An 11,323-nucleotide genomic window follows, 5' to 3' on the forward strand; every position below is an offset into this window, starting at 1 on the left:
ACCGCAGTGGCCAAGCCGCCCCGTCACTGATGCTCAATCAGCCCAACAACAAAGAGGCGACCCCAGGGTCGCCTCTTCGTGAGAACCAGGCATAACGCCGGTTAGCGCTGACGCTTCTTGGCGTACTTGCGACGTGCCCGCGCCTGACGCTCCTCTTCCCGCTCCGCCTTCTCCTTGGCCTTCTGTTCGGCCTCGGCCTCGGCTTCCACAATCTCGACGCTCACCATCGCCGGGGTCTCCAGCGAGATGCGACCCAACAGGCCTGAGCGGAACTCGTTGACCAGGATCTCGGAGGCCTTGTGCAGATCGGCCAGGCCGCCCTTGCGCATGAAGCCGCGCTGGCGGGCGATGAGCTCCAGCAGCTCGATCTCGGTTTCCGGCAGCTCGCTCAGCTGATAGCGCGCCTGGATCCGCTCCGGGTAGGCCTTGATGAAGTAATCGGCGGCAAACATGGCGATGTCGGCGTAGTCAAATACCGTGTCCTTGATGGCGGCGGTGATCGCCAAGCGGTAGCCACAGGAGGGCGGATTGAGCTTGGGCCACAAGAAACCCGGGGTATCGGTCAGGATGACGTTGTTGTCGAGCTTGATCCGTTGCTGGGACTTGGTCACCCCCGCCTCGTTGCCGGTGCGGGCGATGATGCGCCCGGCCAGGGTGTTGATCAGGGTGGATTTGCCCACGTTGGGAATGCCCATGATCATGGCGCGCACGCCGCGCAGCTCCAGATTGCGCTCCGGCAGCATCTCGTGGCAGAGGGTCAGCAGCTGCTTGATCTTCTCCGGCTCCTGCTGGGTCAGGGGCAATGCCTTGATCCCCTTCTCCTGCTCCATGTGGGCCACCCACAGCTCGGTGATCTCGGGGTCGGCAAGATCCGCCTTGTTGAGCACCTTGATCACCGGAGTATCGCCGCGCAGCTCGGGCACCAGCGGGTTTTCGCTGGAGAAGGGGATGCGGGCGTCGAGCATCTCGATGATGACATCGACCTGGGGCATGACCTCGGCAATCTCTTTGCGGGCCTTGTGCATGTGGCCGGGGAACCAGTTGATGGACATATCCGTTACTCTCATCTAGGGACTGCGGGCGCTGGCTGGCGGTGGCGCGAGCGGCGAGCGGTGGCGGACGCAGGGCGTCGCAAGGGGGCGCATTTTACCTGCACACGCCCTGATTTGACAGGCCATTCTAGCCGCCAGCCCGCAATCCGGCCAGATTCTCCCCCATCCGGCCCCCTCGCCCACCGGCGTCCCGTGCTCCGGCTGCACTAATATAAGCTATTGATACAACATAACATTCACGTAACACCTTCATCGGATTGTCATCCCGTTTCACTAAAAGTGTCATCTGCGACCTCTAGGCTGCGCTCAGGTTTTACAAGGAGCGAACCCCAATGAGAAAGATGGCAGGACTTGCATTGATGATCGGCGCCGCCCTGGCCGCCGGCTGCAACTCCAACAACGACAGCAGTGCACCCGCCCCCGGCGCCAAGAACGTGATCTTCTTCCTCGGCGACGGCATGGGTCTCAATACCCTGACCGCCGCCCGCATCTACGGCGTCGGTGAAGAGGGCAGCCTCACCATCGATACCCTGCCGGAGACGGCCTTCATCAAGACCTTCTCCCACGACGCCCAGGTGACCGACTCGGCCCCCTCCATGTCCGCCTACATGACCGGGGTCAAGAGCAACAACGGCGTCATCAGCATGGACAGCGACGCCACCCAGGAGAGCAACTGCAGCAAGAGCGCCGGCAAGCCGGTCACCACCTTGCTGGAGCTGGCCAAGGCCGCCGGCCGCGGTACCGGCGTGGTCACCACCACCCGGGTCACTCACGCCACCCCGGCCGCCACCTATGCCCACCTCTGCAACCGGGATCTGGAAGCCGACATCGCCGCCCAGCTGGTGCCCGGCGGCGTGGGTTACAACAGCGCCCTCAAAGAGGGGGTGGACGTGGTGCTCGGCGGTGGCAGCAGCTTCTTCCTGCCCAAGGCAGACAAGGGCAAGCGCGAGGATGGCCGCAACCTTATTAGCGAAATGCAGGCCAAAGGCTACCAGTTTGCCGGCAATCTGGACGAGTTGAACAAGACCGAGGCGGGCAAGCCGCTGCTGGGGCTGTTTGGCTCAAGCCACATGAAATATGACCTGGACCGGCCCGCCAGCGAGCCTTCCCTGGCCCAGATGACCCTGGCTGCCATCAAGCAGCTCAAAGACCAGAAACAGGGCTACTTCCTGATGGTGGAAGGGGGCCGCATCGACCACGCCCTGCACGACACCAACGCCAAGCGTGCCCTGCAGGACACCCTCGCCTTCGACAACGCCATCAAGGCGACCCTCGACGAAGTGAAGAAAACCGATCCCGAGCTGAAAAACACCCTGATCGTGGTCACCGCCGACCATGACCACACGCTAGTCCTGAATGGTTATGCCAAGCGCACCGGCAAGACCACCGCCGACAACCCGGGCGTGCTCGGACTGGTGAAGAACTACGAAACCGGCGAGCCGAGCAAGGATGCCGACGGCATGCCCTACACCATCATCGGCTTTGGCAACGGCTACAACCGGGTGGACGGGCCGCGCAGCAGCGTGGCACCGCTGGATGACGCCACCGTCTCCGCCAACGACTATCACCAGGAGGTGGTGGTCAAGGTGGGTGAAATCGGCAACGAGACCCACGGCGGCACCGACGTCTTCCTCGGCGCCATCGGCCGGGGAGCGGACAGCTTCCACGGCTCACTCGACAACACCGCCGTGTTCGGCAAGGTCAAGGCTGCGGCCGGGCTGTAAGGAGCATTCCCATGAAAAGAGCCATCAACCAATCCATGAAGCAGAACCTGCATCAAACCCTGGTCAGCACGGCCCTGCTGGCCGCCCTCGGCGGCGCGACCCAAGCACAGGCCGCCGATGCCAAGAACGTCATCCTGTTCATCGGCGACGGCATGGGCCCCACCGTGCTCACTGCCACCCGCCTCTACAAGGTGGGGGAAGAGGGCAATCTGGAGATGATGAAGCTGGCCCGCAGCGCCCGCATCAAGACCTTCTCCAACGATGCCCAGACCACCGACTCGGCCCCCTCCATGGCGGCCTACACCACCGGGGTCAAGATGAACAACGAGGTGATCGCCATGAGCAGCGACACCAGGGCCGTCGCCCCCGGCAAGGACGCCAACGGCAACAAGGGCGTCAACAACTGCGCCAGCGACAACGGCAAGCCGGTGCCCACCATTCTCGAGCTGGCCAAGGCCGCGGGCAAGTCGGTGGGGGCCGTCACCACCACCGAGCTAACCCATGCCACCCCGGCGGCCACCTACTCCCACATCTGCCATCGGGATGCCGCCTACGCCATCGCCGCGCAGGCGGTACCGGGCGGCGCCGGCTTCAACCAGGCGCTGGGGAACGGGGTCGATGTGCTGATGGGGGGCGGCGCCAACCACTGGACGCCCTACAACAGCACCAGCAACAAGGGCGGCCGCGCCGACGGGCGGGATCTCACCGCCGAGCTGACCGCTCAGGGCTATCGCTACGTCACCACTCGAAACGATCTAGCCAAGGTCGATAGCGGCAAGCTCATCGGCCTGTTCAGCGCCAAATCCCACCTCGACTACGAGCTGGATCGGGTCGCCAAGGGAACAGCCAATACCCAGCCCTCGCTCTCCGAGATGACCGCCAAGGCGATCGATCTGCTGAGCCAGAACAGTCAGGGCTACTTCCTGATGGTGGAAGGGGGCCGGATCGATCACGCCCTGCACGGCACCAATGCCAAGCGCTCGCTCACCGACGCAGTGGCGCTGGACGACGCGGTCAAGACGGCGCTCGGCAAGGTGGATCTGAAAGATACCCTGATCGTGGTCACCGCCGACCATGACCACACCATGACCATCAACGGCTACGCCGCCAAGGGCAACAAGGTGCTGGATCTGGTGAAAAATGGCGATGGCTCGACCCAGAACGACGTGGATGGCAAGCCGTTCACCACCCTGGTGTTCGGTAACGGCCCCAACCGCCCCGACTTGCGCCCCACCCTCACCAGCGATCAGGTGATGGCGGACGACTACCTGCAGGAGACCGGGGTCAAGCTGGGCTCCGAGACCCACGGCGGCGGCGATGTCATGCTGTTTGCCGACGGAGCTGGCAGCACTCGCTTCAAGGGGACACTGGATAACACCCGGGTGTTCGGCAAGCTGAAGGAGGCGCTCGGCCTGTAAACGGCAGGGCCCGGCAGGGTGCCGGGCCCTGCTCGTTCGAGCGATCACCCATATGCGACTGTTACTTCCGTTGTGGCTGCTCGCCAGCAGCCTCTCTTTTCCCCTCCTGGCCGATGAAATCCCCGATCTGGCCGCCCGCATCCGCTATCAGGACAGGGTCACCAGCAGCGATGGCATCAGCAAGGAGAGCCAGTGGCAGGAGAAGTGGCTGCGGGTTGGCGATCAGGTGTGGAGCCAGCGGCTCATCCCGCTGCCCCTTGCCCGCGCTTATCACGCCACCCACGATGCCACCCCGGGCCACAAGCACTTTACCCATCAGATGGCGGCACGCTGGGTGACCCGCGACCAGCAGGGGATGCTGCAACTGCGCTACGCCGACAACTGGCACAACCAGCTGGTGGAGGTGCCGGAGGAGGAGTACGGTCAGGTGGCTTTCAAACCCGACTGGCCGCGGATCCGCCATCTCATCAACCCGGCCCTGTTGCAGGAGATGACCCCCCTCGATGAGGCGGCCCCCGAACAGGCGCGCTGGTATGAAAAACGCGAGGGCAGGCAGCGCACCCGCATCCTCTGGTCGAGCCGCTGGCAGTTGCCGCTGGTGGTGGAGTCGGCGAGCCTCGACGGTTATCGCAGCTACCGGATGGAGGTGACCCTCAAGCCCCTGCCAAAGAGCCTGCCCTGGCAGCAGCTGGAAGGCTACCAGACCCTGGATCTGCGGGACTTCTTCGACTGACGGGACGCCCCGAATGGGGTGAGCTGATTTGTGCTGACGGGATGTTACACTCTGTGTACTCATCCCGGATCCGGCCTGCCATGCGTACTTCCCTGCTCTTGCTGCTTTGCACCCTGCTCTTCCCCGCCGCCCAGGCCAAGGCCGTGGTGGTCATCGCCGCCGAGATCCCCCCCTATGTCATTCGCTCCTATCAGGGCGCCCCGAGTGGCATGGCCATCGAGGTGCTGGAGGAGGCGGCCCGCCGCCTGAAGGAGCCGCTGACCATCGAGCTGATGCCGCTGGCCCGCGCCCTCAGCCAGACTCGCCACCGCCAGGACGTGCTGCTGGTGCCGCCGGTGCGCAGCCCCCAGCGCGAGCCGCAGTTTCTGTGGATTGCACCGCTGCTGGACGAGGCCTTCGTGCTGGTCAGCCATCGCCACTACCATCCGGTCCCCATCACCAGCAAAGAGCTGCCCGGCCTCACGGTCGGCGTGATGCGCGGCTCCTATGGCCAGAGCCTGCTGCAGCCCTACCCGCAAGTGAAACAGGCGCTGGTGGCCGAGGAGATCCACAACGCCAGCAAGCTGGCGCTGGGCCGTATCCAGGGCTGGGCGGTGGCCTGGAACAGCGCCCGCTACAACCAGCAGCAGGCCGGCCTGCCGCTGGCGGATCTGGTGCGCGGCGACACCCTGCAGCGGGCTTCGCTCTATCTGGCCGCCAGCCCCCGTTTCCCGGCCGCCGAGGCAACCCGCTGGCGCAAGATCATCGCCACCATGCGCGACGATGGCAGCCTGGCGCGCATCATCAAGCAGTACGATTACCAGGCCCCCTGACAAGCTTGTCAGGATAATTGCCAAAGCAGTCCAGAATGGTTATGGTATCCCCATGAAAGCGCTCATTATTTTATCAAGCCAGCTCACACCCCGTTGAGCCCCCGCCCTCGCCTCCGACAGCGAGTCGTTCGGGGGCATCGCATTCCCGATCTGTTTTTTCGTATCGCACACTCTTTTTCGACCAGCTTGCCCGTCATCCTGGTCCTTTAACCCATTGATAAGGAATATCTTATGAAACAGCCTCATCTCGTGATCTCCAGCCTGGATCTCGACCGCATCGAGCAACTGCTCGGCAACCATCCCCAGCACCTGGCCCTGCAGGAGGAGCTGGATCGCGCCGAGATGCGCGAGCCGGCCGACATGCCGCCGGACGTGGTCACCATGAACAGCACGGTGCGCTTCAAGATGCCGAGCAGCGGCAACGAGTTCTGCCTGACCCTGGTCTACCCCAAGGACGTGCAGGGTGACGAGTCGAAGATCTCCGTGCTGGCCCCGGTCGGCAGCGCCCTGCTCGGCCTGAAGGTAGGCGACAGCATCGCCTGGCCCGGCCCGGCCGGTCGCACCATCGAGGTGGAGATCCTGGAAGTGGTCTATCAGCCGGAGCGTGCCGGCGAGCTGCATCGCTAATCCTCCCGGGTACGTGCCAAGCCGCTGCCGCAGGCCTGTGCACGTGCCCACCCCTGATCCCGATCAAGCTTTGCCACAGAAGCGCCACCGATCCCGCTCACCTGCCCTGCTTTCTCTTGAGCCCGGACGAGGCGGCAGGTATCTTGTTGGCCGCGCCAGCACCCTGGCCGCAGATTTCAGGCTGACATCATGATAAAGATTGCCCTCATCGACGATCACCAGATCGTCCGCTCCGGCTTTGCCCAACTGCTCAATCTCGAACCCGACCTGCGGGTGGTGGCCGAATTCGGCTCCGCCGCCGAGGCGCTGGCGGGATTGCCCGGCAGCGGCGTGCAACTGTGCGTGTGCGACATCTCCATGCCGGACCAGTCCGGGCTGGATCTGCTCAAGCGCCTCCCTTCCGGCCTCGCCGTGGTGATGCTGTCGGTGCACGACAGCCCGGCGTTGATCGAACAGGCGTTGCAGGCCGGCGCCAAGGGGTTCCTCTCCAAGCGCTGCAGCCCGGACGAGCTGATCGCCGCGGTGCGTACCGCCGCCCACGGCGGCTGCTACCTCACCCCGGACATCGCCCACAAGCTGGCCTGCAACAGCCAGGATCCGCTCACCAACCGGGAGCGGGAGGTGGCCCAGCTGCTGGCGCGGGGCCTGGAGGTGAAGGCCATCGCCGAGCAGCTCGGTCTCTCTCCCAAGACGGTGCACGTGCACCGCGCCAACCTGATGGACAAACTCAAGGTCAGCAACAACGTGGAGCTGGCCCACCGCATGCTGGACAGCTGGTGATCCCCCGTCTTGCCAGCTATGTCGCCATCTCGCTGGCGGCTTGCTTCATCTTTGCCGCCGGCTGGTTTTGCCTGTGGAGCATCGGCCTGCACTTGGCGGGCTCGCCCATGCTGGCGGCCCTACTGTTCCCCTTCGGCCTGCGTCTGGGGCTGCTGCTGCAAAGCCCTATCTCCTACTGGCCGCCGCTGCTGCTGTGCGAATCCCTGCTGCTCTACTGGCTCAACCAGGAGGTGGGGCTGCCACTGTGGCCGCTCATTCAGGCGGGCAGCCTGCTCACCCTGCTGCCGCTGCTCATCGCCCGCCGCCAACCGGTGCGCAACGACTGGCAACAGCTGCTGGTGCTGCTGGCCACCGTCACGGTGGCAGCGGGGCTGCAATCCCTACTCTGGCATCTGGCTGGCGAGGATGGCCTCACCGCGCTGTTGCTCACCCTCACCGGCGGGCTGACGCTGACCTCCACCTGCATGCTGATCTGGCACTACCTCACACGCGCCACCTGGGTGCCGCTCGGCCCGACCCTGGTGGATCAACCGGTGGACTGGCGCTTTCGCCATCTGGTCTGGTATCTGCTGCTGTTCGTGTTGAGCCTCTGGCTGCAGCTCGGCCTGCCGGACTCGCTGGTGCGCTTCACCCCGTTTTGCCTGGCCATCCCCATCATGGCCATGGCCTGGCGCTACGGCTGGCAGGGGGCCCTGCTCGCCACCCTGATGAACACGGTGGCGCTGATGGCCGGCCAGGCCTGGCACGATCATCCGCTCGACCTGCTGCTCTCCCTGCTGGCCCAGAGCCTCACCGGCCTGCTGCTCGGCGCCGGCATCCAGCGCCAGCGCGAGCTCAACCAGGCGCTGACCCGCCAGCTCGCCCACAATCGCCAGCTCACCGAGCGGCTGCTGGAGACCGAAGAGAGCATCCGCAAGGAGGTGGCGCGCGAGCTGCACGACGACATCGGCCAGACCATCACCGCCATCCGCACCCAGGCCGGCATCGTGCGCCGGCTCGCCCCGGACAATGCCGGGGTCGGCCAGAGCAGCGCCCTCATCGAGACGCTGTCGCTGGGCATCTACGACGCGGTGCGCGGCCTGCTCGGCCGGCTGCGCCCCCGCCAGCTCGACGACATGAGTCTGGAGCAGGCGGTACGCGGCCTGCTGCGGGAGCTGGAGCTGGAGCGCCGCGGCATCGTCACCCGGCTCGAGTGGCATCTGGCGGACGCCGGCCTCTCCGATGCCCAGCGGGTCACCCTGTTTCGGGTCTGTCAGGAGGGGCTCAACAACGTGGTGAAACACGCCAATGCCAGCTCGGTCACCATCCGGGCCCACCGCCAGGGCGAGCGACTGACCCTGCTGCTGGAAGACGATGGCTGCGGCCTGCCCGAACACCGCACGCCCCAGGGCTACGGCCTGCTCGGCATCCGCGAGCGGGTGCAGGCGCTGGGAGGCGCATTGCAGCTCTCCTGCGTGCACGGCACCCAGCTGACCGTGACCCTGCCCGGCCGCAAACGGGAGGAGAGTCATGAGTAACACCCAGCCGCAGGGGAGAACCGCCTGATGCTCAGCTTCATGAGAAGCGCACCGCCCCAGCCCCTCATCCGCGATCAGGCCGAGATCGACGCCTGTTATCGCCACTGGCGGCTGCACATCCTGCTGACCATGTATCTGGGCTACGCGGTGTTCTACTTCACCCGCAAGAGCTTCAACTTCGCCATGCCGGACATGCTGGCCAGCGGCATGCTGAACAAGGCCGACATCGGCATGCTGTGGACCCTGTTCTACATCACCTACGGCTGCTCCAAGTTCTTCTCCGGCATCATCAGCGACCGCGCCAACCCGCGCTACTTCATGGGCCTTGGGCTGATGGCGACCGGGGTCATCAACATACTGTTCGGGCTCTCGTCGTCGCTGTGGCTGTTCGCCGCCCTCTGGGTGGCCAACGCCTTCTTCCAGGGATGGGGCTGGCCCCCCTGCTCCAAGCTGCTCACCAGCTGGTACTCGCGCAGCGAGCGCGGCTTCTGGTGGTCGGCCTGGAACACGGCCCACAACGTGGGCGGCGCGCTCATTCCCCTCATCGTCAGCACCCTCGCCCTGCAGCACGGCTGGCGCTACGGCATGATAGTGCCCGGCCTTATCGCCATCCTTGCTGGGTTGTTCCTCTGCTGGCGGCTGCGCGATACCCCGGCCGCCATGGGGCTGCCCACGGTGGGCGAGTGGCGCAACGATGCCATGGAGCTGGCCCAGCAGACTCAGGATGCCGGCCTCTCCCATCGCCAGATCCTGCGCAAATACGTGCTCGGCAACCCCTATATCTGGCTGCTGGCCTGCTGCTACGTGCTGGTCTACGTGGTGCGCACCGCCATCAATGACTGGGGCAATCTCTACATGACCGAGCAGCGCGGCTTCAATCTGATGAGCGCCAACTCGGCCATCTCCATGTTCGAGGTGGGCGGTTTTATCGGTGCCCTGGTGGCGGGCTGGGGATCGGACAAGCTGTTCAACGGCAACCGCGGGCCGATGAACCTCATCTTTGCGGTGGGAATATTGCTGGCGGTGGGATCGCTCTGGCTGATGCCCTTCTTCAGCTATGTGATGCAGGCGGCCTGTTTCTTCACCATCGGCTTCTTCGTGTTCGGCCCCCAGATGCTGATCGGCATGGCGGCGGCCGAGTGCTCCCACAAGAATTCGGCGGGTGCCGCCACCGGCTTCGTCGGGTTGTTTGCCTACATGGGGGCGGCGCTCTCTGGCTATCCGCTGGCGAGGGTGCTGGAGACCTGGCACTGGCAGGGCTTCTTCGTGGTGATCTCGGTAGCCGCCGGCGTCTCCGCCCTGCTGCTACTGCCCTTCCTCAAGGCGCAGGCGCCGCGCCCCCGCGACGCCGATTGACCGGCTAGGCTTGCGCCAGCCGGCAGACCCGGTTCTTGCCCTCCCGCTTGGCCTGATAGAGGGCGCGATCCGCCTGGCTGAACAGGGTGTCGAAGTGCCAGCTGTGCTGGCAGCGCACCAGCCCCATGCTGACGGTGATGCCGATCCCGTGCATGTCCTGCGCCGCCAGAGAGCGGATGATCTGCTCGCAGCGCTGCTGCTGCGCCGTTTCATCTTCCTGCGGCAACAGCAACACGAACTCCTCGCCGCCAAAGCGACTGGCCACCAGCTCTTGCTGAGCGCCGAGATAGGCCCCCACCGCGGCCAGCACCCTGTCGCCCATCTCATGACCATGGCGATCGTTGATCTGCTTGAAGTCGTCGAGATCCAGCACCGCCAGGGCACCGAACTCGGTCATCCGGCGCCGGGCCATCAGCTCCATGAAGCCGCGCCGGTTGAGCAGGCCGGTGAGCGGATCGTGGCTCGCCTGCTGGCGCAGGGCCAGTGCCCGGTACTGGGTGCAGAGCAGCAGCACCCCGAAGGTGGAGAGGTAGCTGCCCATCAGCATGGAGAGGAAGGGCAGCACGTTGACACCGCTCTGATCCATCAAGACTCTGGCGTCCCCCTGCAGCAGAAATGCCATGCGCAGCAGGTTGAAGCCATAGAGCAGGATGTTGACCACGGTGAACACCAGTACGGCGGGCAGATAGGCGGGATAGCCGTGCCGCCAGATGAGAAAGACGATCACCGCCCCCAGCACCATGTAGCTCAGACAGGCCAGCAGCACCCGGGGGGCCATCTGATCGTTGAAGGCAATGCTCCAGCTCAGGATCAGCACATAGCTCAGCATGAACCCGCCGCTGGCAGACCAGCTGAGGGGCTGGCCGAAGAAACGCTGCAGCGCCAGCGGCATCAGGGCGATGCAGACGGTGATCAGCAGATTGGCCAGCCAGATCCCTGCCAGACTCGGCATGAAGGCCTGCAGGGTAAAGAGGCTCTGGGCCGCCAGTGCGAACAGACTGGACCACCACCAGTATCCGAGTCCGGGGATCTCCCTGTGGGTCGACCAGATGATGGAGAGGGTGATGAAGCCGAGGCTGTAGCCACCCAGCGCCATGATCATCAGGGTGAATACATCCAGCTTGAGCAGTATTGAGGCGTCCATACCAGTGCCACTAAACGAAGGTAACTGAGTATATTGGAAGCGCAAAACAAGACCCAGCGGTGTCTGACTAAATCCTCAATTAAAAATCATTTGGTGGGTGGCAATCGCACACACTAAATTCATTCGAATCTGTTTTTTGGCACTTGGCGGCCAGGTGAGC

At 64.6% G+C, this 11,323-nt stretch carries 10 protein-coding genes; 8 read left to right on the forward strand and 2 right to left on the reverse strand.

Going from position 1 to position 11,323, the window contains the following annotated elements; translation table 11 throughout:
* Positions 1-101: 101 nt before the first annotated feature.
* The gene (ylqF, locus tag C2U40_RS13270) at positions 102-1,052 is read right to left on the reverse strand and encodes a ribosome biogenesis GTPase YlqF (RefSeq protein WP_016351290.1); all 951 of its coding nucleotides are present in this window, start codon (positions 1,050-1,052) and stop codon (positions 102-104) included.
* 332 nt (positions 1,053-1,384) lie between these two features.
* On the opposite strand from ylqF, the gene C2U40_RS13275 reads away from it, so the two are divergent.
* From C2U40_RS13275 to C2U40_RS13310, 8 genes are all read left to right on the forward strand, one after another.
* Positions 1,385-2,776 carry an alkaline phosphatase gene (locus tag C2U40_RS13275; protein ID WP_103828323.1) on the forward strand — a complete coding sequence of 464 codons (1,392 nt, stop codon included), beginning with the start codon at positions 1,385-1,387 and terminating at the stop codon, positions 2,774-2,776.
* Positions 2,777-2,787: 11 nt separating this feature from the next.
* Positions 2,788-4,194: an alkaline phosphatase gene (locus C2U40_RS13280; protein ID WP_103828322.1), complete on the forward strand. Its 1,407-nt coding sequence runs from the start codon at positions 2,788-2,790 to the stop codon at positions 4,192-4,194.
* A 52-nt stretch (positions 4,195-4,246) separates the two neighbouring features.
* Positions 4,247-4,927: a hypothetical protein gene (locus tag C2U40_RS13285; RefSeq protein WP_103828321.1), complete on the forward strand. Its 681-nt coding sequence runs from the start codon at positions 4,247-4,249 to the stop codon at positions 4,925-4,927.
* 41 nt (positions 4,928-4,968) lie between these two features.
* Positions 4,969-5,739: a substrate-binding periplasmic protein gene (locus C2U40_RS13290; protein WP_181014868.1), complete on the forward strand. Its 771-nt coding sequence runs from the start codon at positions 4,969-4,971 to the stop codon at positions 5,737-5,739.
* A 231-nt stretch (positions 5,740-5,970) separates the two neighbouring features.
* Positions 5,971-6,366 carry a nucleoside diphosphate kinase regulator gene (gene rnk / locus C2U40_RS13295; RefSeq protein ID WP_011706600.1) on the forward strand — a complete coding sequence of 132 codons (396 nt, stop codon included), beginning with the start codon at positions 5,971-5,973 and terminating at the stop codon, positions 6,364-6,366.
* A gap of 189 nt (positions 6,367-6,555) precedes the next feature.
* The gene (gene uhpA / locus C2U40_RS13300) at positions 6,556-7,146 is read left to right on the forward strand and encodes a transcriptional regulator UhpA (RefSeq protein WP_011706601.1); all 591 of its coding nucleotides are present in this window, start codon (positions 6,556-6,558) and stop codon (positions 7,144-7,146) included.
* Entirely contained in the window at positions 7,143-8,663 is a 1,521-nt protein-coding gene (gene uhpB / locus C2U40_RS13305) for a signal transduction histidine-protein kinase/phosphatase UhpB (RefSeq protein WP_103828319.1), read from the forward strand. Before uhpA ends, uhpB begins: the two co-directional genes overlap by 4 nt.
* A gap of 27 nt (positions 8,664-8,690) precedes the next feature.
* Positions 8,691-10,019, forward strand: coding sequence for an MFS transporter (locus C2U40_RS13310; protein ID WP_103828318.1), 1,329 nt, complete (start codon positions 8,691-8,693; stop codon positions 10,017-10,019).
* Positions 10,020-10,023: 4 nt separating this feature from the next.
* Here C2U40_RS13310 and C2U40_RS13315 read toward each other — a convergent pair whose 3' ends face one another.
* Entirely contained in the window at positions 10,024-11,163 is a 1,140-nt protein-coding gene (locus C2U40_RS13315) for a GGDEF domain-containing protein (RefSeq protein WP_103828317.1), read from the reverse strand.
* Between the last annotated feature and the right edge of the window lie 160 nt (positions 11,164-11,323).

Source organism: Aeromonas sp. ASNIH4 (genome assembly GCF_002934425.1).
Lineage (GTDB): Bacteria > Pseudomonadota > Gammaproteobacteria > Enterobacterales > Aeromonadaceae > Aeromonas > Aeromonas hydrophila.

Excerpts from the sequence above, each read along its gene's own strand:
- C2U40_RS13285 (WP_103828321.1), top strand. The coding sequence starts at position 4,247 with ATGCGACTGTTACTTCCGTTGTGGCTGCTCGCCAGCAGCCTCTCTTTT.
- C2U40_RS13275 (WP_103828323.1), top strand. The coding sequence starts at position 1,385 with ATGAGAAAGATGGCAGGACTTGCATTGATGATCGGCGCCGCCCTGGCC.
- C2U40_RS13310 (WP_103828318.1), top strand. The coding sequence starts at position 8,691 with ATGCTCAGCTTCATGAGAAGCGCACCGCCCCAGCCCCTCATCCGCGAT.
- C2U40_RS13280 (WP_103828322.1), top strand. The coding sequence starts at position 2,788 with ATGAAAAGAGCCATCAACCAATCCATGAAGCAGAACCTGCATCAAACC.
- ylqF (WP_016351290.1), bottom strand. The coding sequence starts at position 1,052 with ATGTCCATCAACTGGTTCCCCGGCCACATGCACAAGGCCCGCAAAGAG.
- C2U40_RS13315 (WP_103828317.1), bottom strand. The coding sequence starts at position 11,163 with ATGGACGCCTCAATACTGCTCAAGCTGGATGTATTCACCCTGATGATC.
- rnk (WP_011706600.1), top strand. The coding sequence starts at position 5,971 with ATGAAACAGCCTCATCTCGTGATCTCCAGCCTGGATCTCGACCGCATC.
- C2U40_RS13290 (WP_181014868.1), top strand. The coding sequence starts at position 4,969 with ATGTTACACTCTGTGTACTCATCCCGGATCCGGCCTGCCATGCGTACT.
- uhpA (WP_011706601.1), top strand. The coding sequence starts at position 6,556 with ATGATAAAGATTGCCCTCATCGACGATCACCAGATCGTCCGCTCCGGC.